Below are 22011 nucleotides of genomic sequence, written 5' to 3'. Positions count from 1 at the left end.
ATCCAGGGACGTAGCCACTCTTTACTACCACCTTCAAGAAAAGCAGGCAAAACAAAATTTATTTTGTATTCGATCACTTTCACAGAGTGCGATGGGGGGATTAGAGTTGATAGTCATCGGATAAAACTGAAAAGACAAAAAAAGGCCATTAAAAATGATGAATACTTCCTCACTTTCAATGGCCTCTAGTTTTTCTAGTCAGCCTGTAAAATGAATTAACATGCAACTATATTAATTTATTCTACACATTAATTTTACATTATATAAAGATTTTATACAATATAAACTTTAATTTGTAATTTGATCAAAATCTCTAACTACGACATATAAAAGTAAAATTGTATCAAGAAGTTTATACAATGGCTGAAAAAACAGAGTATAAATAGAATAACTCCTTTTAAGCTTGGGGAAAGTAAAAAAGAAAGGAGTGGATTTTATGCCTACAAAATCGGAAAGAAAGTCTAAAAATGATAACAAAACTCAAAATGGAAAGACAGCAAATCCAATAACCATGGACACGGACACAAATATGAGAAAACCTGTTAGAGGTTTGCCAAATAAGTAGCAAGTAGAAATTTCAGTACTTTTTCAATTTCTGCTATAGTGACTGTTCTCTATGTAAAAAATGGGAATAGGGTTAGTAAACAGAGCATATTAATTTGCTCTGTTTTTTAATGTACCAGTAGTATTAAATAAAACTCACAGCAAATTTTCATAATAAATATAGTCTTTTATATAGTCGCATTGAGTTAAAGTTATGCTTAATTTATAATAATCTATATAATCAATTTATAGAGGTGCTAGAAATGAATAAGTCAATTGGAATATTAGCTCATGTAGATGCTGGTAAAACTACATTTGCCGAGCAAGTACTGTATCATACAAAAAGCATTAGAAATAGAGGAAGAGTTGACTATAAAAATTCTTTTTTAGATAGTCATAATATAGAGAAGGAAAGAGGGATCACTGTATTTTCAGACCAAGCAATTTTTGATTATAATTCCTCAACTTATTATTTAATAGATACTCCGGGGCATGCAGATTTTTCACCGGAAATGGAGAGAGCTATTAAAATAATGGATTATGCCATTGTTATAATAAGTGGTGTTGAGGGGATTCAGGGACAAACAGAAATAGTATGGCAGCTGCTTAGAAAACATGGTATACCAACATTTTTCTTTATTAATAAAATGGATAGAACCGGGGCAAATGCCGAGGCTGTTCTTAAAGAGATTTCATTGAATTTAACTAAAGATGTTTGTTTCATCACAGAGTCTTTTAATAGGGGAGAAATCAGTTCTGAGATTATAGAGTTTATTGCAGAACGTGATGAGATACTTTTTGAAAAATACTTAGAAAATAACTATGAGAAAGATCAATTGATAAATTCCATGAAGAATATGATTAAAGAAAATAAAATATTTCCCTGTCTAAGTGGTTCAGCGCTGATGGATATTGGTATAGAAAGCTTTCTAGAAACATTAGATCTGTTAACTTTTACAGAATACAGTGATAAAGAAGAATTTAGTGGTCTAATATATAAAATACGTCATGATGAGCAGGGAAATAGATTAACCTTTATAAAGGCTCTCAGTGGTACTTTAAAAGTTAGAGAAGAAATACCTGAAAAAGTAAATCAAATAAGAGTTTACAATGGAAGTAAGTTTAAAGCTGTAGATAAGGTTTCTGCAGGGGATATTTTTGCAGTAAACGGGTTATCCAGTGCAGCTATAGGAGATGGAGTTGGCGCATTAAAAGAAAAAATTAATTATGAAATGGTTCCAACATTAAAATCAAAAGTTATATTTGATGATAGCTTAAATGTAAAAGATGTTTTAAGTTATTTTAAGCTTTTAGAAGCAGAAGATCCTGCTTTAAATATAAATTGGGATGAAAGACTTCATGAAATACAGGTTCACATTATGGGAACTATTCAACTAGAAGTTTTAAAGCAGCTAGTAGAAGAGAGATTTAATCTATCAGTAGACTTCGGTCCTTGTGAAATACTTTATAAAGAAACTATCTTAACAGAAGCAAGAGGCTGTGGTCATTTTGAACCCCTACGACATTATGCTGAGGTACATCTTAAATTAGAGCCTGCAGAGAGAAATAGCGGAATTATATTCAATAATGTTTGTCATTCTGATGATTTAACCATTGGAAATCAAAATTTAGTTTGCACACATATTTATGAAAGAGAGCATCATGGCATATTAACTGGTTCGCCTATAACTGATTTAAAGATTACTTTGATCACTGGAAGGGCACATAATAAACATACCAGTGGAGGGGATTTCAGAGAAGCAACATTTAGAGCTTTGAGACAGGGGCTGGAAAATGCAAAAAATGTGTTGATAGAGCCATATTATCGCTTTAAAATGGAGGCAGATATAGATTATATGGGAAGGATTTTATCCGATATACAAAAGTTAAATGGTTTCTTTGAGGCTCCTGAAACCTTTCTTAATAGAGCTATTATAACAGGAAGGGGTCCTGTGGCTACCTTTATGAATTATGGAATAGAATTTACCGCACTAACAAAAGGTAAGGGAAAAATAAATTTTATTTTTGATGGATATGATATTTGTCACAATGAGGAAGAAGTAATAAAAAGAATAGGGTACAATAAAAATGCTGACATTGACTATACATCCACTTCTATTTTCTGTTCAAAAGGACAAGCATTTTTAGTCAGCGGAGATGAGGCAGAGGGGTATATGCACTGTGTACATTGTAATTATCATTAAATTATGTTTAAATCATAATATATGATGGGGGTGATTATAGAAATGAGCAGTTCAATAATAGTAGCAGAAGATGAACCCATTACCAGGATGGATATATGTGAAATGCTTACATCTGCTGGATATAGCGTTGTTGGGGAAGCATCCAACGGATTACAGGTAGTTGAACTTTGCAGAAGATGCAAACCTGATCTCGTTCTCATGGATATAAAAATGCCTAAGTTAGATGGAATTCAAGCAGCAGAACTTTTAATTAAAGAAAATATTGTGCAATCAATAATAATGCTGACAGCATACAGCGGAAAAGAGTTTGACAATAAAACTTTAGGAGTTACAAATTCACCTCTGCCAGATACACTAGATGCTATATTTGGAAAGGGAAACATATTATCTAAGCTAATGAGTTTTATAGGTTTATTTGGACTTATAGCAAGTCTTCATGGAATAATTATAGGATATTCAAGACAGATATTTGCAATGTCTAGATCAAGATACTTACCTAAGTTTTTATCAAATGTTAATTCAAAAGGAGCACCTGTTGCAGCAATAATAATACCAAGTCTTATAGGAATGCTCTTTGTGCTTTTAAATAATACTGCAACAATAATTGTAATATCCAGTTTTGGTGCTATTGCACTTCATGCAATAAGTATGGTTGCATTCTTTCTTTTAAGAAAGAAAGAGCCAAATATGGAAAGACCCTATAAGGTTTCTATTGCTTTACCTATAATAGCTATAGTATTAAATTGTATATTTTTAGTAACAACAATATATTCAAATATTTCAACAATATCTTGGGTAATTCTAGCTTTTGCTGTAGCCTTTATTTACTATTTTGTATACTCAAAGCTAACAGCATCAGTGTCAGTAGAGGAGAACCAGGAAAAGGCAATTTAACCTGACTAACTTGGCGTAAATCTCCCACGCACTCTGTGAAAGTGATTCACACAAAATCAAAAAAAGATTTTGGTTCTCTGCTTTTCTTCAAGTGGGAGTTCAACGCCAAGTAAGCCATGCATTTGCAGTTCTAAAATTCAGATGGGATAAAAGAATCCCCACCTGAATTAAGAACTTGCTTCAATCTAATTAAGTGAGACGGGTGGTTTCCATGAATTTAAAGACAATATTATTTAATACAGTTTATGAATTTGAGGACATAAAGGATTTACTTGCAAAAGCAAATGAAGAAAAATCAGGAGATATACTGGCAGGAATTGCTGCCAGTAGTACTGCTGAAAGAGTGGCAGCAAAAATTGTTTTAGCAGATACCACACTAGAGGAACTTAGAAATAATCCTGTGGTACCCTATGAAGAAGATGAGGTTACAAAAGTAATTCAGGATTCTGTTAATGAAGAACAATATAAAAGAATTAGGTCTCTTACTGTGGGTGAATTTCGAGATTTTATACTTTCCAGTGAGGAAGAAGAAATAAAAGCAATAAGAGATGGATTGACTTCAGAAATGGTAGCGGCAGTAACTAAACTCATGAGTAATATGGATTTAGTGTATGGAGCACAAAAGTTTTGTAATACAGCTACTTGTAATACTACCATAGGTAAAAGAGGAACATTGTCTGCAAGGCTTCAGCCTAATAATCCCACAGACGATATAGACGGGATAATGGCTTCTTTAATGGAGGGAATAAGCTATGGAGTTGGAGACGCTGTAATTGGACTTAACCCTGTAGTAGACACAATAGACAGTGTTTCTAATATATTAAATAAATTCAATGAGTTTACAACAAAATGGAAAATACCAACACAAAATTGTGTGCTTGCACATATAACAACTCAAATGGAAGCTCTTAAAAAAGGTGTACCAATAGACTTGATGTTTCAAAGCTTAGCAGGTTCGGAAATTTCAAATAGAGCTTTTGGAATAAGTGTAGGCTTATTAGATGAAGCCTATGAATTAATGAAACTAAAGAAAAGTTCTAAGGGAGCTAATTTTATGTATTTTGAAACAGGGCAGGGCTCAGAACTTTCCTCAGAAGGACATAATGGTGCTGATCAGCTTGTGATGGAGGCAAGATGTTACGGCCTTGCCAAACGATACAATCCATTTCTTGTTAATACGGTGGTTGGCTTTATTGGTCCAGAATATTTATATGACGGAAGACAAGTTATAAGGGCAGGACTTGAGGATCATTTTATGGGAAAACTTACGGGATTATCAATGGGTGTTGACACTTGTTATACAAATCATATGAAAGCTGATCAAAATGACCTGGAAAATTTAGCGATGCTTCTTTCTATGGCAAATTGCAATTATTTTATGGGTATTCCCTGTGGCGATGATGTTATGCTTATGTATCAATCCTCAAGTTATCATGATATAGCAACTTTAAGAGAATTAACAGGCAAAAGAGCAATAGATGAATTTGAAAAGAGAATGGAAGAATTAGAAATAATGAAAGATGGAAGATTAACAGAAAAAGCTGGTGATCCTTCTATATTTAGATAGTGTGGTGAGTTAATTGAAAGATAAGCTGATAAGTATAGACAATCCTTTAGATGAAGAAATGTGCATAAGACTTAAAGAATCTACTACAGCCAGGGTATGTGTTGGAAGAGCTGGAACAAGATTTAAGACAAATACTTTGCTTAAATTTAGAGCAGATCATGCCGTAGCTATGGATGCTGTTTGGTCAACAGTAGATGAAAAATTAATCGATGAACTTAAATTTTTTAAAGTTCAGACTCTAGTTAAAGATAAAGAGGAGTATATAACTAGACCTGATTTTGGTAGGGCATTTTCTGAAGAGACTATTGAATGTATTAAAAAGAATTGTGTACATTTTCCACAGGTTCAAATTATAGCAGGAGATGGACTTAGTTCTACAGCTATCAATGCAAATTTAAAAGATATATATTCGATAATATTAGATGGCCTAAATGCTAAGGGATATAAAGTAGGAACTCCTATATTTGTTAAATTTGCAAGAGTTGCAACTATGGATAAGATAAGTGAGGCCTTAAATGCACAGGTTACTATAATACTTATAGGTGAAAGGCCAGGACTTGCTACAGGTGAAAGCATGAGCTGTTATATGGCCTATGAAGCCAGCACGAAAAAGCCAGAATCACAAAGAACTGTAATATCTAATATTCATAGAAACGGAACACCACCGGTGGAGGCAGGAGCGCAAATAGTGCATTTAGTAGAAGTAATGATGAAAGAAAAAACAAGTGGTGTTGATTTGAAAATATAAAAATTTTATATATCAGGAGAGAGTGGATTAAGAAAGAGATTTGGGAGAACATTGAGAGTATAAAATATATAAATAATCAGCAGAAAGGTACGCTATTTTAATAGTGTACCTTTTCTTTGGATTAAATTAAAAATATATAGTTTAAAGGAGATCAACGATTCAGAAAAATCATTGTAGTTAGATTATTGACATATATTGAAATTCTATTCACTATACACTATCTGCTTTAGCAATAATTAAGTCAGATTCATTTTCTGTAATAGCACCTATAACCAGTAATTCTTTAGCTAGTTGTCTCATTAAAACTCTATTCTTTTTAGTAACAGTAATAGCTGTATTTATAGTAGTATCTGCTTTTTCCATAATAACCTCCATATTCAAGCTTATTACTAAAGATTGTTACCATATGTTGGAGTTTTATTCACTTATTGATAAATTGTTAATAACGAGAAGTGAAATCACCAGCATATTTACAATCATGGAAACATTATAAAGATTTCATTAGTATCTTTAGTATAAACAGAGTTCTTTGTTTCAGGTGGAGTTTTTTTCTCCAGCTGAAACTTAGAAATCGTTATCCAGGGACGTAGCATCCGTTATCTTCCACTTTGATAGAAGTTGGGAGTATTACGGATGGTAGTCATCGGATAAAATCAACAAATGGGTGGAATGGTGAAACTAATGAATACTATAATGAGATAATGTGTAAATATATAGTGTAATTAAAAAATTTAATTTTATTATATATTTAGGAGAGGGAATTCAATGAAGAAAAAGAAATTAGCATTAACTCTAAGTGGAGTAATTATGATTCTATTAATGCCCACAGTAGTAGGATTTAATGTTCGTGAAAGAAATTTTGAGCAGAAAAAATCAGTACTTGTTGAAAAAACAATTTTATCTGATTCATCATTAAATAATATTGCTAAACAAGTAGATAGAATTGAAAGTGCCAAACAAACTGCAAGAGAATATATAGGTTCAAAAGATGTTGGAGTATATTGTATCGATTTGAAAAGTGGAAAAAATTTTGGAATAAATGAAAATAAAATTTATTACTCTGCAAGTACAGGGAAACTGCCAGGAATTTTATACACACAAAAGAAACTCAATGAAGGCATTATAAGTGCAGATACTCAATTCAAATATCATGATTATGTAAATGATATACCAGGAGCTATGATTAGAGGTGGAACAGGTAAGTTACAAAATAATATATATGATGGTAAATCAATCAGTGTTGTTATATTATTAAAATATACCTGCAGTTACTCTGATAATCTGGCTTCGAATATGCTAGGATACTATGTTTGCAACAAAAATGATGGTGTTTTTAAAAGTTACATAAGCAATATAATATCAAGAAATATAGTTAAATTCGCAAAAGAATTTTCAGCAAAAGAAACAGCATTATTAATGAAATCAATATATAATCAAGGTGGGCAGTCTATAAATAACCTACAAAATACAAGTTGGGATAAAGTAAAAATCCCCAAGTATTTGCCGGTAAAAGTAGCCCATAAGATTGGTATAAATGGAGCTTATAATCATGATGTTGCAGTTGTTTACGGAAATAATCCCTATGTAATATCAATTATGACTAAGGGTGGTAGTGATGAGTTTATTGCTCAGCTATCTAAAAAAATATATGATGAATTAGATTAAAATAAACAAAAAGATACAAAGGGGTGATAAAAAATGCCTAAAAAAACGGCTATAAATAGTGATATTTTATATGATGCAAAGCAAAAGACATCACCTAAGATATATGAATTGATTTTAAAATTAGTAAATGAACATAGAGAAGATTTAGCGAAGGTGGTGCTAAGAATAGATTATTTACTCCAGTATGCAAATAATTCTATAAGACAAAAGGAATTTGATGAAGCTAGAGAAGCACTTAATGGGGCCAAAATGAGGATGGATATGTTAAAAAAGAATAATGTGGATTTAGAACATATAGAGTACTTGTATGATGGAATTTATAAGAAGTTAAAGCAATAAGTGATAATTTTCGTTGATGCTATGGGCATATTGATTTTATTATAATCCCATGCTACAATAAAAACACAAAGTACAAATTTATTTAATAAATATATGAAAGGGTAAAGGTATTTGCAGCCATGAGAATGTAATTCACTTAAAGGACTATTTAGTAAAATAATTAAAAACTTTAAAGTATATTTGGAGTTTTTTGCGCTTAATTTTATTAAAACCTATGAGTGGATAGTGTATCATTGCTTTTATAATATCTTTATTACCAGTAAGAGTATTTATTATTTTATCTATGATTCTGTCATAGGTTTATTTGTGCATTTTATCATGTAAATGCGCTTTGTATTGTACTTTTATAGTAATTATTATATTAGAAAGTTATATCCTCTCTGGGTTTAAGGAGGGGTTTTTTGTGCTGTTAATAGAATGTAAAAATATTAAAAAATATTATGGGGATAGACTTATATTTAATATAGAAGATTTAAAAGTTTATTCAGAAGACCGAATTGGGTTGGTAGGTACCAATGGGAAAGGGAAAACTACATTGCTAAATATACTTGCTGGAATAGACAGTGAATATGAGGGATCTATTAAAACCTATGGTGATTTTAGCATAATAGAGCAGCTTGATAAAGAGGAGCAGGGAAGCATTAATAGTAAAGCAGCTAAAGCTTTTGGAGCTAATACAACCTGGAATGATCATTTAAGCGGTGGAGAAAAGACTAGATTTAAGCTTGCCAAGGGATTTTATGAAAATAGCTCTATTATAATTGCCGACGAGCCTACTAGTAATTTAGACATTGAAGGGGTAGAGTTTCTGGAAAAAAAGTTTAAAGAATACAAAGGTGCCTTTATAATTGTATCCCATGATAGAGAATTTTTAGATAGATTATGCAATAAGATATTTGACTTAAATAAAGGTGAAATTAAAGAATATAAAGGTAATTACAGTGATTATAGAGAACAGAAAGATCAGGAACTTAGCAGGGCAGCTCTTGAATATGAACAATATAATAGAGAAAAAAGAAGGATTAAAGAGTCGGTTGAGCAGGTAAAAAGGAGAGAAAATTCTATAAAGAGAACACCTACACGTATGGGTAATTCTGAGGCAAGACTTCATAAAATGGGTGGCCAGAAATCAAAAGCTAATCTTAATAAAACCATAAAGAATATGGAGAAGAGATTAGACCATATGGATATAAAGGAAAAGCCAAACGAGATAAAAAAGATAAGATTAGATGTACCAGATAAAAATAAGCTTTATAGCAGTGTAATCATTCAGGGCGATAATATTAATAAATCCTTCAAGAATAAAATTATATTTGAAAATGCAGAATTTATTATATGCAATAACTCGAAAAATGCTCTTATAGGACCTAATGGCTGCGGGAAAAGCACCTTTTTAAAGATGATTGTAAAGGGAGAAGGCTTAATAAAAAAATCTAAGGGACTAAAAATAGGATATTATAGTCAAGGTCTTGATATTGTGGAGGAAGAACTGAGCATACTGGAAAATGTAACTAAAGGTAGTATCTACGATGAAACCTTTATTCGAATTACATTGGCTAGACTTTTATTTAAGGATAAAGATGTATACAAAAAAGTTAAAATTTTAAGCGGAGGAGAGCGGGTTAAAGTTTGTTTTGCAAAGCTCATACTAAGCGATATAAATTTACTCATATTAGATGAGCCAACTAACTATTTGGATGTAGATTCCCTTGAGGTTGTGGAAGAGGTATTAAAGGACTATTCCGGGACTATTCTATTGGTTTCTCATGACAGAAGATTTATAAGTGCCATAGCAGATAATATTCTATATATTGAAAATCACAAGATTAAAGCTTCAAAGGGAACCTATGAAGAATATATGGAGAAAAGGAATAATCCTGTAATTGATAGAGAAGAAGAGATTAAAAAACAAATACTTGTACTTGAAAATCGTCTTTCAGAAATTATAGGTAAATTATCTGCTCCTTCTAAGAAGGATGATATTAAGGAGCTGGATACAGAATACTATAAAATATTAAATGAGATACAGCAATTAAAGATGAAGTTAAAAACAAGATAAAGATATAATAAGAGACGATATTTTTTTATCGTCTCTTATTATATTAGTATGACAGAATTATGGTAAAATATAAATAAGATGCTTACTTTTTTTAGTGATGAAACCAATCTTATAACGGGAATATATGAACTTGATGGATACCAGTATGTATTTGTACCAGGAAGTAAAGTTGCACTGGGATGGAATGGAGTAGATAAACAAGACGAATATATAAGATATAGATGATTAAGATATAATAATTTAATGTGAAAAATATGATATTGGATTATTGAAAGATAAGTGAGGTGCTAAAATGCAGCAATATTTTCTTGGATTTGATGCTGGAACCCAAAGTGTTAAAGTTGCAATATACGATAAAAATATGAATTGTATAGCTAAATCAGTGAACAAGACTACCCTAAAATATCCTCATATTGGTTGGGTGGAAATGGATGCTGACGAATATTTATATCTTACTAAAAAGGGAATGAAGGAGTGTGCCCTTCAGCTAAAGGATAAAAAAATACCAGTAAGTTCAGTTAAATCCATTATGGGTGATGGCATCATATGTGGAATTGTTGGAGTAGATGAGAGTGGAAAGGCTATTACACCGTATATTAATTATTTAGATTCTAGAACTCAAGGCGATGTTGAAGCTATTAACAATTTAAATTTATCAATATGGCAAAAAGAAACAGGTAATGCTGATGCAAGCTGTATGTTTCCAGCTATGCATGCAAGATGGATTTTAGCCAATAATGAAGATTTTAAAGCAAGAGGAAAAAAGTTTGTGCATAATGCACCCTATATTTTGTCTAGACTTGCAGGGTTAAGCAGTAAAGATGCTTTTATTGATTGGGGGACCATGTCTGGTTGGGGACTTGGATATCACGTTTATGACAAGAAGTGGTCAAATGAACAACTTGAGATTCTGGGGATAGATAGAAGCTATTTGCCTAGAATTGTAAAGCCTTGGGATATTATCGGAAGTTTATCAAAAGAAGCTGCTGAAGAAACAGGGTTTGAGGAAGGACTTCCCATTTGTGCCGGTGCTGGTGACACCATGCAATCTATGCTTGGAAACGGAATAATTGAAGCAAATAGGGCGGTAGATGTTGCAGGTACCTGTGCCATGTTCTGTGTTTCTACAAATGGAATTATACCTGAGTTAAGTAGAAGGGGAAGTGGTCTCATTTTCAACTCTGGAACTTTAGAAGATACATATTTTTATTGGGGATTTGTAAGAACTGGTGGATTGTCTTTACGCTGGTTTAAAGATAATATTTGTAAGAAGTCAGATGATGATGCTTATTATGAAAAATTAAGCAAAGAAGCAAAAAAAGTTACTCCAGGATGTAATGGTGTGTTTTTTTTACCATATCTAACTGATACACATGGAGAATACTCAAATCTTAAAGGTAGCTTCATAAATATGACCTTAGACACTGACCAATATGTTTTGTGGAGAGCTATTTTAGAGTCAATTGCCTATGAGTATTTGGATATTACTGATATTTATAGAAATGCAGGTATTGATATTAATGCTATTACAATAACTGAAGGTGGAAGTAAAGATAATTTATGGAATCAAATTAAGGCGGATATGATAGGCAGGGAAGTTATGACGCTTGAAATCTCAGAAGGGGCAGTGCTAACAAACTGCATTATTGGGTCTTATGCAGTAGGTAATGTTGAAGATTTAAAAATGGCATTAAGTAGTAGTTTAAAAGTTAATAATAAGTATACACCTAATTTAGATAATACTAAATTCTATAAGGATCAATATAAGATTCAAAAAAACATTTTAAAAGTAATTAAATAAGATAGATGCTATTAAACTTTGTTATACTGTTGAAGTTGTTTAGAATATATATTGACTCATGTGGTCAATGGAGTTATAATTACATTGACCAATATGGTCAAAAGCTCTAGCATAAGGAGGTAGATAGGTTGATTTCTAAGTTTATGAACCTTGAGCCAGAAAAACGGGAAGTTATTATTAACGCTGCATTAGAGGAGTTTGCACAAAAGGGATATAAAAATGCTTCTACAAATGAGATTGTGAAAAAAGCTAATATTTCTAAAGGGCTGCTTTTTCACTATTTTAGTAACAAAAAAAAATTATTCCTATTTCTCTACGATTATTCTAAAGATGTATTTTTAAATGAATTCTATAACAAGATGAATTATGATGAGACTGATATCATAAAAAGGTGGAGGCAGATAGTACTTTTAAAGATGGAACTAATTCAAAAGTATCCTGTATTGTATGATTTTATTTTAGCTTCAGCTGTAGAGGACAGTAAAGAAATAAAGCAGGAACTGGAGAACCAAATGAAAAACGTTTTAGAAGACAGCTATAAAAGGTTGTTTAATAATATCGACACATCTAGATTTAAAGCCGGCATGGATATAAAACGCGTTTTGGAAATAATATTCTGGGTTGCACAGGGCTTCAGTAACCGGGAGCTGGATCATATAAAAAGTGATCCAACTTATAGATCACATATTGATGCCAATGCGTTGGTAGAAGAATTTGAGCTATATTTAGATATGCTGAAAGATACTTTTTATAAATAAATCTCAAAATAAAATTTAAGGGGGTAATGACAATGAGCGTTATCGAGATCAAAAATCTAACAAAGAACTATGGCAAGTCCAGAGGTATTGTGGATGTAAATCTAAATGTGGAGCAGGGAGAAATTTTTGGATTCATAGGACCAAATGGAGCAGGAAAGTCAACTACTATCAGAACACTGCTGGGACTCATCTATCCTGGAGAAGGCAGTGCAACCATTTTTGGTAAGAGCTGCATTGAGCATCCGGAGGTAAGAAAGGAAGTTGGCTATCTACCATCCGAGGTATTTTACTACGACAATATGAAGGTAATAGACTTGCTTAAATATTCTTCCAGCTTCTACAAAAAAGATTGCACACAGCGAATCCATGAACTTGCAGAGATTATGAATTTGGATCTTAAAAAGAAGATAGATGACCTTTCCTTCGGCAATAAAAAGAAAGTGGGCATTGTGCAAGGGCTGCTCCATGAGCCAAAACTGATTATACTAGATGAGCCAACAAGTGGCCTTGATCCTTTAATGCAGCAGAAGTTTTTTGAACTCATTGAGGAGGAAAATAAAAAGGGTGCCACAGTGTTTTTTTCATCACATATCCTCAGTGAGGTACAGCGTATGTGCAGCAGGGTGGCGTTCATAAAAGAAGGAAGAATTATCAAGGTTGAAAAGATGAGTACACTGAAGGAGAACAATTATAAGAGAATTAGTGTAGAAGCAAAATCTGATATTCCAAAAGAATATTTCAATATCAGTGGAGTAAACAGTCTTCAGGTTAAAAGCAATAGTGCTAAATTTATATTTAAGGGCGATGTCAACTTAATTATGAAAAAAATTGCTGAAATGGAACTTCACAATATATCAATTGAAGAACCTGATCTTGAGGAAATCTTCATGCATTACTATGAAAAGGAGGTCTAAAGGGTATGAATATGTATCTGCACGAGCTTAAGTCCCTGCGAAAATCAACAATTATATGGACATGTGCTATGATAGCGCTGGCTGTGATTTATTTTTCTTTATATCCTGGAATTGTAAACGACGCTGCAGATTTTAAAAAGCTGATTGGTGCCTACCCTGCATCAGTGAGGGCGGCTATGGGCATTTCCATTGGCAATATAACATCTATATTGGGATTTTATTCAATGGTATTTTCATTTATAACGCTCTGTGGAGCTATTCAGGCAATGAATCTTGGGGTTTCTATTATTTCAAAAGAGTCTAGGGAAAGAACGGCAGATTTTCTCCTGGTGAAGCCTGTTTCACGTGCAGCCATCGTTAGTGCTAAGCTTGTGGCTGCGCTAACCATGCTTTTAGCCACTAATGTGATCTATTATGTTGCAGCTTCTATACTTGCCAACCTTGTGAAAACATCAGATTACAGTTATAGAGTGTTTTTTATGATAAACCTTACACTGTTCTTTATCCAGCTTATTTTCATGGCAATAGGAGTGGTTGTCTCAGTGTTTTTTACAAAGCTGAAATCCGTACTTCCCATTTCTCTAGGCACAGTTTTTGGATTTTTTATTGTGGGTGCGCTCATAGCTACTGGCAAAAATGATGAAATACGTTTAATTTCACCTTTTAAATATTTTGATATTTCCTATATAATTAAAAATTCAAGTTATGAGGTGACCTATCTCATTGCTGGTATAGTTATTGTTGCGGTGTCTATTGCTACAAGCTATTTTATTTATACTAAAAAGGATATTCATGCCGTGTGAGCTGGGCTGCTTTCAGGTTTTGATTAAAAGGAGGGTCTGATTATGAATATTTTCTTAAGAGAACTAAAGGCTAACAGAAAAGCACTAATCATATGGAGTGTATGCATGTTCTTGTTGATTGTCAGCGGCATGGGCAAGTATACGGCTTATTCTGCTGGTGGGCAGAATAATGAAGTTTTTAAAAATCTGCCTTATTCCATTAAAGCACTGCTTGGAATGGGTTCCTTCGATGTGACTACTATGGCTGGTTATTTTGCCATGTTGTTTCTTTATATTGAACTTACAGCTGCTATCCACGCTGTATTGCTTGGTGCAGGCATTATTGCAAAAGAGGAACGTGACAAGACCACCGAGTTTTTGATGATTAAACCAGTATCGCGAACTAAAATAATAACTTCAAAGCTGTTTGCTGCCTTTGTGAATATCATTATACTGAATGTGGTAACCCTTGTTTCATCTATTACTATGGTTGCTGCTTATAACAAAGGAAAAGATATTTCAGGTGAGATAAGCATGTTCATTTTGAGTATGTTCATGGTTCAACTCATCTTTCTGTCAATAGGTACGGCACTGGCGTCATTCATGAGAAATCCGAAAACTTCAGGTTCCCTTTCTGTGGGGATACTGTTGGTGTCCTTTGTCATATCGAAAATAACGGATTTTAGCGATAGATTGAATGGACTTAATCTGCTGTCACCCTTTAAATATTTCGATTATAAAAGTCTGGTAGATGGTAATGGTCTCAACTTTGGTATAGTTATACTTTCACTTATACTTGTGGCTGCTTTCTCTTTTTCCACATATTTCTTTTATCGAAAGCGTGACCTTAGCATTTGATTTAGCAGTTGTATTGATGAATGAGATAGATTTTAATACATCTCTCTTATTAGAAAAGATAGGCTGACTAAAAAGTAGAATTTGTACTTTTAGTTAGCCTATTTTTTAAATCTATTAATTAGCCAGCTGCTTAACTTTTTCGCATGAACTGGACAACAGTGTTATAATAGAACTAGATATTTAAATCACTAACGTTACCGCACGAGTAGAGAAGTTGAATTTTTAATAAAACTCTTACGGATGCTAGCGATTCAAACATTAAAATTGGCTTATAAAAGCTAAGAGGAGTGATTTATAGTGGAACAAATAGTTTTAGATGTAACACAGAGAGTAAAGAAGACAAAGAAATTTAGAGAAGAGGGGTTTGTACCTGGTGTAATTTATGGTGGCAATTCTGAAAAATCAGAAGCTATAAAAATTCAAGAGGCCTCATTGAAAAAGATTCTTTCAAAGCATGGAATGAATGCAAAATTGGGAATCCAATTTGGAGATGAAAAGAAATTTGGATTTATTAAGGAAATTCAGAGACAGCCAGTTACAAATAAAATTGTACATGTAGATTTGCAATTTGTGTCCAAGGATCAAGATGTGAAATTACAAATTCCTATTGTATTTAAAGGTGAAGAAGAATTGAGAGCAAGGCAATTTCAGCTTAATGTTAATAAACAGGAAGCAGAGGTTCTGGGAAAAATAGATTTAATGCCAGAGGTAATACATGTAGATGTGTCTCAAAAAAATGCAGGAGATACAATTACCTTTAAGGATTTAAATTTAAATGAAAATATAAAGACTCATGATAAAATAGATGAAGTATATGCATCTGTAGCAAACTTAGTAATTGAAAAGGAAATTGAAGATGAAGCTGATACTGAAGAGGCAAAAACTGAAGAATAATTAAAGTTATCTAAAATGATACAATTATAGATAAGATAATATAGAATAAAATATTTTAAACACGCAAAGTAAAATACTCTGCGTGTTTTTTGGTACTTACAGCATGAATATTTATACAACAGGTGTGTAAATATTGCCAATTTTTATTGAGATGAAATTATGGCAATGACCAAATAAATATTCATACTGCATAAAATTATAAGCTAGATTTTATCTAATGTTGTTTATGATTTTATTTTTGATAAAATTCGGAACGTACGTTTGCAATTTGATTTTATTGTTGATAATATAGTTATAAGTCAATAAAAAACAAAATAGTAACAGTGTAAATATTTTTTAGTTTGGGGAGAAAGCAAATGAGAATTTTACATACATCTGATTGGCATTTAGGTAAAAATTTAGAAGGTTATAGTCGCATGGATGAGCAAGAGGCCTTTCTTGAGGACTTTGTAAAAATAGTTGAAAATAATAACATTGATCTAATAATTATTGCCGGTGATGTTTATGATAGTCCCAATCCACCAGCTAGAGCAGAAAGAATGTTCTATGATACATTAAAGAAGTTGTCTGCTAATGGAGAGAGAATAACTTTAGTTATAGCAGGTAACCACGATAATCCAGACAGATTAGTAGCAGCAGGGCCTTTAGCTAGAGATCATGGAATTATAATGGTGGGTACTCCAAAATCAGTGGTTATCCCTGGCGAGTATGGCAATAATAGTGTTATTAATTCTGGTGAAGGCTTTGTTGAGGTTAAAATAAAGGGTGAAAAAGCTGTAGTACTTACAGTGCCATATCCAAGTGAAAAAAGGCTGAATGAAGTTTTATATGGAGCAATGGATGAGGAAGAAGAAAGATTAAAGTCTTATAGTGATAGGATAAAAACTTTATTTGGAACTCTGAGTAAGAACTATAGAGAAGATACTATAAATATAGCAGTGTCGCATTTATTTGCCATGGGGAGTGAAGAGTCAGGGTCGGAGAGAAGCATTCAGCTTGGTGGAAGTTTTATTGTAGATGGAAGCTGTTTTCCTAAGAAGGCCCAGTACATTGCTTTGGGCCATGTTCACAAGCCGCAGATAGTACCAGGTACAGATAAAAGAGCAAGATATGCTGGATCACCAATACATTATAATAAAAAAGAAATTAATTTTAAAAAGAAATGTTTCATTGTAGATGTAAAAGCGGGTGAACCGTGCAATATTCAAGAAGTAGAATTTAAAGTGTATAAACCCATAGAAGTGTGGAAATGTGAAAGTATTGAAGAGGCCATTGCTAAATGCCAGGAAAACAGAGAAAAGAATTGTTGGGTTTACTTAGAAATAGCTACAGATAGATATATAAGAGAAGATGAAATAAAGGTAATGAAAAATACTAAAAAAGATATTTTGGAAATTGTACCTAAAATATTAGGAGAAAATAGTGAGGATATAGGTATAAACAGTTTTTCAGAAAAATCTTTTCAGGATATTTTTAAAGAATTTTATTTAAAGGAAAGAAAGGTTGAACCGCAACCAGAGGTAATAGATCTATTGTTATCTATTATAAAGGAAGGTGAAGAAGAACATGAGACCAATTAAACTTAAAATAAAAGGTTTAAATAGTTTTATAGATAGTCAGGATGTGAACTTTGAAAAATTAACTGATAGAGGACTATTTGGTATATTTGGACCTACTGGAAGTGGTAAATCTACAATATTAGATGGTATTACCCTGGCATTATATGGAGAAGTGGCAAGAAAAAGTTCAAACTACATGAATACGAATTGTGATACTTTGAATGTAAGTTTTCAATTTCAGATATCATCAAAAGAAATAAAAAGATATAGAGTAGATAGAGAATTTAAGCGAGATCATAAAACAGGAAGTGTAAGGAGCAAGTCCGCCAAAATAGTAGATATAACTGAGGGAAATGAAATAATTTTAGAAGAAGGCGCTAAGACTGTAACTGGAAAATGTGAAGAAATAATTGGATTAAAGCTAGAGGATTTTACAAGGACTGTAGTTTTACCGCAGGGAAAGTTTAGTGAATTTCTAAAGCTAGAGGGAAAAGACAGAAGAAACATGCTGGAAAGATTATTTAACCTTCAAAAATACGGAGATAATCTATCTATTAAGTTGAACAATAAGACTAAAGAAGAAAAAGAGAAAGCAAGCATCCTTGAAGGTGAACTAAAGGGATATGAAGATATTAATGATAAAATTCTGGAAGAAAAAGTAAAGGGTTTATCAGGAAAAAAAGAGCAATGTAAAAAATGTGAAATAGAATTAAAAAATGCTGAAGAGGCTTTTAATAAAGGTAAAGAATTATGGGATATTCAAAATGAATTAAAGGAGCAATTACATAGAGAAAATAAACTTAAAGAAAAAGCAGGAGAAATAGATGAAAGCCAAAGAAAAGTTTCCTTAGGAGAAAGTGTCTTAAAGGTTAAGCCTTATATTGATAATTATGAAAATGCTTTAGTTCAAATAAAGGATGTAGACAGTGAACTGGTGAATTTAAAAAATAAAATAGAAGCCGTAAAGGAAAATAAAATAAAGAGGGAATCCTTATTAGAAACAGCTAAAAATAAAAAAGATAAGGAACTGCCTTTATTGAATGTGAAAGAGCAGAAAGCTTTAGATGCAATAGAGGAAAAGAACGTACTAGATACCATAAAACAGCAAAAGAATTTATTGGAAAAGAAAATTATCAATATAGAGGGAAATCTGCAAAATACAAATACCAGCATAGAAAAAAATGAAGCAGATATTAATGAGATTAATGCTAATATTACTATTAAAGAAAATAGGGTAGAAACTTTAAAAATTTCTGAAGAATATAAGGAAAAAGTTAATGAAGGCATAGTAATTTTAAATAGTTATAAGAACTTAACAAAACAGAAAAGTAATTTATCTGTGAATATAAAAACTACTCTGGAAAATGCTGGAGAGGCTCAAAAGAAAAGTGAAAAATTACTGAAAGAACTTGAAAATAAAGAAAACTTGCTGATTAGTTACAATGAAGAATTGAAGCAGCTGGTAGAAGTTTGTCCTGGAGATCAGAATACGCTATTAACTCTTCAAGAAAAGTTATCCTTTGTAAGAGATAAGTGGAATAAGTATAGGGAATATAGTGCTTATATAGGTAAAAGTAATGCAACTGTTGAAAAATTTAAAGAAGAGCTAAATATTAAAAAGGAAGAAAAAATATTTTTAGAGAAAGAAATTAATGAAATAAATGATAGTATAAAGAAACTTGAAACTGAAAATTTGGCACATATATTAAGAGAATCATTACTAGAAGGAGAGCCATGCCCTGTATGTGGTTCAAAGGATCATCATAGAGATGAAATTAAAATTTTTGATTTCAGTAATTTAGGACAGTTAAAAATAGATTTAAGTAGTGGAGAAGAAAAATATAAGCTGCTAACTGAAGGGACAATAAAGCTGGAAACTACTATTAAAAGTGAAGAGGAAAATATAAAGGAAAAGGAACTTAAAATTATTGAATTAGGTGAGGAATTTAAGGCTAATTCTGTGGATGTACTTGAAAATGAATTTAATAGATTAAGAGATAACATAAATATATTTAATGCTAAAAAAACTGATTTGGATAAGAAAATTAAGGCGTTAAGTGAGGAGAAAAGTAACTTAAGTATTGAATATGGTAAAGAAAATACAAGATTAATTGAAAATAAACGGCAATCAGAAAAACTGCAAGGAGATCTAAATGTAATAGATGACGAATTACAAAGGACAAATAAAAAATTAGAAGCATTAAAAATTGAATTAGATGTTGAAGATTTTGAGAATAAGAGCAAGGAGATTTCTCAAAAAGAAAAGCAAAAGTCCACTTTGGAAAAGGAAATAAAATTCTTAAGGGACAGTTTAAAAAATAAATTATTGCAAAAAGAGACTTTGAGTAAATCCTTAGGAATTCTAAGAGAGGATTTAAGAGAGAAGAAAACTACTCTTATTGAAAAAGATAAAAATATAGAAGAAAAAGAAAGATCTATAAAAAATAAAGTAGGAGAGGTAGAGGATTTAGCTTGCCTTAAGCAAGAAATATCTCAAGCTATAAAGGGAATAAAAGAAGAATATGAAAGAGCAGAAAAGGCTAAAAATGAAATAGAAATACAGTACAACCAATGCAATAGTGATATAATCTCCACTCAAAGTAAGTTATCAAGCTTAAAGGAAAGAAGTATTAATGATAGAGAAAAGCTTGAAGGTGCCTTGCTTGAAGAAGGTATTGAGAATATAGATGAAGCTAAAAATAATTTTATAATTAAAGATGAAATTGATAAATTAAAACTGGAAATAGGAGAATATAAGGATTCCCTTGCTAAGCTTGCTGGTACCATAGAAAGTCTTAAAGGGAAAATGAATAATAGAAGTTTAACGGAAGAACAATGGATTGAAATACAAAAGGTGAAAAATGAGAAAGCCCAAACACTAAAAGTCTTAGAGGAAGATAAAATAAAATTAGAAACAGAAGTTAAAGTCATAGGTGAAAGATTAGAAGAGAAAAAGAAGCTTTTAAAAAATAAGGAGAAATTAGACTATAAATTAGGTCTTTTAGATGACCTGGATAAATTATTCAAGGGGAAAAAGTTTGTGGAATTTGTGGCGGCAAATCAGCTAAAATATGTATCTATTGAAGCTTGTAAGCGTCTAAAGGAGATTACAGGGGGAAACTACGGTTTAGAAGTTGATGAAAATGGTAAATTTCTTATTAGAGATTATAAAAATGGAGGAGCACAAAGGGATGCATCCACTTTATCGGGAGGAGAAACCTTTGTTGCATCCTTAGCCTTAGCACTGTCATTATCTGCTCAGATACAATTAAAGGGTACAGCACCTTTAGAGTTATTTTTCTTAGATGAAGGCTTTGGAACCCTTGATGATAATTTGCTGGAAGTGGTTATGGATTCCCTAGAGAAAATTCATAATGATAAATTATCCATTGGCATAATAAGTCATGTTGAATCAATAAAAAATAGAGTACCCGTAAAGCTTATAGTAACAGCTGCAGAAGCTGGAATGGGCGGCAGTAAGGTTAGAATAGAGAGAAGCTAGAGTTACTCTAGCTCTCCTTCAAAGAAGCCTATTGTGTAATCAAGAACTTCATTCTCAAAAGCTCTACTGGTAAAAGTGTGGTTAGCGCCATTAATACTATGCAGCACTCCACGGGTTTCATAGATTTCTAGGTATTTTTCTGATGTGCTGAAGGGAACGGATGTATCCTCGGTGCCATGTATTAATAATACATTTTTATCATAAGAAGCAGATCTATCAAATATGTTTAAGCTAAGTAAATCATCTATAAAATTTATGCCTATAAGATATCCATCTAAATCATAGCATCCAATTTTACGTACTTTTTCAATATCATCTTTGCTTTTACCATTAGTGGCTATTTCTGCCATGTTTCCAGCTGGAGCCCATAGACAAAGGGATTTAATATTGTCTTTGTATTCTCCGGCGAGCATACTTGCTACAGCCCCACCCATACTAAAGCCTAAAACTCCTATTCTATCTGTGTCGGCAAAATCAAGGGATTTAGCGTAACTTAGAATTAATTTAGCATCTTCCAGTTCCTTAGTGAGAGTCATATCAACAAAATCTCCATCACTTTCTCCACTACCTATGAAGTCAAATCTAAGGGTAGCAATACCTTTATTTTCTAGAAGTCTTGATAATCTTACAAACATAAAGTGGGAGCCAAGCTTATCACCGGTAAAACCGTGAAACATGCATACTATAGGGATTTTACCTTCAACTTTTTCAGGAATATGCAGCATTCCCCTTAGAGTTAATTCTTTATTTTTAATTTCTACTGACTTTTGCACTAAAAATACCTCCATATGTGTTTTATATTATTATATTATACTATTTATTTATTACATTAACTTATTTTTATTGGTTAAGATTTGTAAAGTTATGTAAAATTGAAGCAAGTTCTTAATTCAGGTGGGGATTCTTTTACCCCATCTGAATTTT

Annotated in this window: 19 protein-coding genes; 17 read left to right on the top strand and 2 right to left on the bottom strand. The window is 32.1% G+C overall.

Annotated features, from left to right (window positions below):
• Positions 1-436 precede the first annotated feature (436 nt).
• The 5 genes from ABF633_RS16425 to eutC all read left to right on the top strand — a co-directional run bounded on the left by ABF633_RS16425 (position 437) and on the right by eutC (position 5956).
• The gene (locus tag ABF633_RS16425; protein ID WP_415524985.1) at positions 437-565 is read left to right on the top strand and encodes a hypothetical protein; all 129 of its coding nucleotides are present in this window, start codon (positions 437-439) and stop codon (positions 563-565) included.
• A 241-nt stretch (positions 566-806) separates the two neighbouring features.
• On the top strand, positions 807-2747 hold the full coding sequence (locus ABF633_RS16420) for a GTP-binding protein (RefSeq protein ID WP_415524983.1): 1941 nt from the start codon (positions 807-809) through the stop codon (positions 2745-2747).
• Positions 2748-2789: 42 nt separating this feature from the next.
• The gene (locus tag ABF633_RS16415; RefSeq protein ID WP_415524981.1) at positions 2790-3641 is read left to right on the top strand and encodes an amino acid permease; all 852 of its coding nucleotides are present in this window, start codon (positions 2790-2792) and stop codon (positions 3639-3641) included.
• Between the two features lie 211 nt (positions 3642-3852).
• Positions 3853-5208 (top strand): ethanolamine ammonia-lyase subunit EutB, encoded by a 1356-nt coding sequence (locus tag ABF633_RS16410; RefSeq protein ID WP_415524979.1) that lies wholly within the window; start codon positions 3853-3855, stop codon positions 5206-5208.
• A 25-nt stretch (positions 5209-5233) separates the two neighbouring features.
• Positions 5234-5956 carry an ethanolamine ammonia-lyase subunit EutC gene (gene eutC / locus ABF633_RS16405; protein WP_415525005.1) on the top strand — a complete coding sequence of 241 codons (723 nt, stop codon included), beginning with the start codon at positions 5234-5236 and terminating at the stop codon, positions 5954-5956.
• 210 nt (positions 5957-6166) lie between these two features.
• Here eutC and ABF633_RS16400 read toward each other — a convergent pair whose 3' ends face one another.
• A complete protein-coding gene (locus ABF633_RS16400; protein ID WP_415524977.1) occupies positions 6167-6319 on the bottom strand; it encodes a hypothetical protein in 153 nt (50 codons plus the stop codon).
• A gap of 402 nt (positions 6320-6721) precedes the next feature.
• Between ABF633_RS16400 and ABF633_RS16395 the strand changes: the two genes are divergently transcribed.
• The 12 genes from ABF633_RS16395 (at position 6722) to ABF633_RS16340 (ending at position 21087) form a co-directional block, all read left to right on the top strand.
• Complete coding sequence (locus ABF633_RS16395; RefSeq protein ID WP_415524975.1) at positions 6722-7621, top strand: serine hydrolase; 900 nt, start codon at positions 6722-6724, stop codon at positions 7619-7621.
• Between the two features lie 33 nt (positions 7622-7654).
• Complete coding sequence (locus ABF633_RS16390) at positions 7655-7960, top strand: hypothetical protein (protein ID WP_415524973.1); 306 nt, start codon at positions 7655-7657, stop codon at positions 7958-7960.
• Positions 7961-8363: 403 nt separating this feature from the next.
• The gene (gene abc-f / locus ABF633_RS16385; protein ID WP_415524971.1) at positions 8364-10019 is read left to right on the top strand and encodes a ribosomal protection-like ABC-F family protein; all 1656 of its coding nucleotides are present in this window, start codon (positions 8364-8366) and stop codon (positions 10017-10019) included.
• Between the two features lie 78 nt (positions 10020-10097).
• Positions 10098-10244, top strand: a complete 147-nt coding sequence (locus tag ABF633_RS16380; RefSeq protein ID WP_415524969.1) for a hypothetical protein — start codon at positions 10098-10100, stop codon at positions 10242-10244.
• A gap of 67 nt (positions 10245-10311) precedes the next feature.
• The gene (locus ABF633_RS16375; protein WP_415524967.1) at positions 10312-11820 is read left to right on the top strand and encodes an FGGY-family carbohydrate kinase; all 1509 of its coding nucleotides are present in this window, start codon (positions 10312-10314) and stop codon (positions 11818-11820) included.
• 128 nt (positions 11821-11948) lie between these two features.
• The gene (locus ABF633_RS16370) at positions 11949-12578 is read left to right on the top strand and encodes a TetR/AcrR family transcriptional regulator (RefSeq protein WP_415524965.1); all 630 of its coding nucleotides are present in this window, start codon (positions 11949-11951) and stop codon (positions 12576-12578) included.
• Positions 12579-12610: 32 nt separating this feature from the next.
• Entirely contained in the window at positions 12611-13492 is an 882-nt protein-coding gene (locus ABF633_RS16365; RefSeq protein ID WP_415524963.1) for an ATP-binding cassette domain-containing protein, read from the top strand.
• A gap of 5 nt (positions 13493-13497) precedes the next feature.
• Positions 13498-14295 (top strand): ABC transporter permease subunit, encoded by a 798-nt coding sequence (locus ABF633_RS16360; RefSeq protein ID WP_415524961.1) that lies wholly within the window; start codon positions 13498-13500, stop codon positions 14293-14295.
• A gap of 42 nt (positions 14296-14337) precedes the next feature.
• On the top strand, positions 14338-15132 hold the full coding sequence (locus ABF633_RS16355; protein WP_415524959.1) for an ABC transporter permease subunit: 795 nt from the start codon (positions 14338-14340) through the stop codon (positions 15130-15132).
• Between the two features lie 297 nt (positions 15133-15429).
• Complete coding sequence (locus ABF633_RS16350) at positions 15430-16026, top strand: 50S ribosomal protein L25 (protein WP_415524957.1); 597 nt, start codon at positions 15430-15432, stop codon at positions 16024-16026.
• 356 nt (positions 16027-16382) lie between these two features.
• Positions 16383-17606, top strand: a complete 1224-nt coding sequence (locus tag ABF633_RS16345) for an exonuclease SbcCD subunit D (protein WP_415524955.1) — start codon at positions 16383-16385, stop codon at positions 17604-17606.
• The gene (locus tag ABF633_RS16340; RefSeq protein ID WP_415524954.1) at positions 17593-21087 is read left to right on the top strand and encodes an AAA family ATPase; all 3495 of its coding nucleotides are present in this window, start codon (positions 17593-17595) and stop codon (positions 21085-21087) included. The genes ABF633_RS16345 and ABF633_RS16340 overlap by 14 nt, the downstream gene beginning before the upstream one ends.
• Before the next feature lie 2 nt (positions 21088-21089).
• Here the strand turns inward: ABF633_RS16340 and ABF633_RS16335 are convergent, their stop codons facing one another.
• Positions 21090-21860 carry an alpha/beta hydrolase gene (locus ABF633_RS16335; RefSeq protein WP_415524953.1) on the bottom strand — a complete coding sequence of 257 codons (771 nt, stop codon included), beginning with the start codon at positions 21858-21860 and terminating at the stop codon, positions 21090-21092.
• Positions 21861-22011 lie beyond the last annotated feature (151 nt).

Source organism: Clostridium sp., from assembly GCF_047718555.1.
Taxonomy (GTDB): Bacteria; Bacillota; Clostridia; order Clostridiales; family Clostridiaceae; genus Clostridium_I.
This window is presented reverse-complemented; position numbering and strand designations above follow the sequence as displayed.

Coding starts and splice junctions, on each gene's coding strand:
- ABF633_RS16425 (WP_415524985.1), top strand. CDS start 437: ATGCCTACAAAATCGGAAAGAAAGTCTAAAAATGATAACAAAACTCAA.
- ABF633_RS16420 (WP_415524983.1), top strand. CDS start 807: ATGAATAAGTCAATTGGAATATTAGCTCATGTAGATGCTGGTAAAACT.
- ABF633_RS16415 (WP_415524981.1), top strand. CDS start 2,790: ATGAGCAGTTCAATAATAGTAGCAGAAGATGAACCCATTACCAGGATG.
- ABF633_RS16410 (WP_415524979.1), top strand. CDS start 3,853: ATGAATTTAAAGACAATATTATTTAATACAGTTTATGAATTTGAGGAC.
- ABF633_RS16400 (WP_415524977.1), bottom strand. CDS start 6,319: ATGGAAAAAGCAGATACTACTATAAATACAGCTATTACTGTTACTAAA.
- ABF633_RS16395 (WP_415524975.1), top strand. CDS start 6,722: ATGAAGAAAAAGAAATTAGCATTAACTCTAAGTGGAGTAATTATGATT.
- ABF633_RS16390 (WP_415524973.1), top strand. CDS start 7,655: ATGCCTAAAAAAACGGCTATAAATAGTGATATTTTATATGATGCAAAG.
- ABF633_RS16380 (WP_415524969.1), top strand. CDS start 10,098: ATGCTTACTTTTTTTAGTGATGAAACCAATCTTATAACGGGAATATAT.
- ABF633_RS16375 (WP_415524967.1), top strand. CDS start 10,312: ATGCAGCAATATTTTCTTGGATTTGATGCTGGAACCCAAAGTGTTAAA.
- ABF633_RS16365 (WP_415524963.1), top strand. CDS start 12,611: ATGAGCGTTATCGAGATCAAAAATCTAACAAAGAACTATGGCAAGTCC.
- ABF633_RS16360 (WP_415524961.1), top strand. CDS start 13,498: ATGAATATGTATCTGCACGAGCTTAAGTCCCTGCGAAAATCAACAATT.
- ABF633_RS16355 (WP_415524959.1), top strand. CDS start 14,338: ATGAATATTTTCTTAAGAGAACTAAAGGCTAACAGAAAAGCACTAATC.
- ABF633_RS16345 (WP_415524955.1), top strand. CDS start 16,383: ATGAGAATTTTACATACATCTGATTGGCATTTAGGTAAAAATTTAGAA.
- ABF633_RS16340 (WP_415524954.1), top strand. CDS start 17,593: ATGAGACCAATTAAACTTAAAATAAAAGGTTTAAATAGTTTTATAGAT.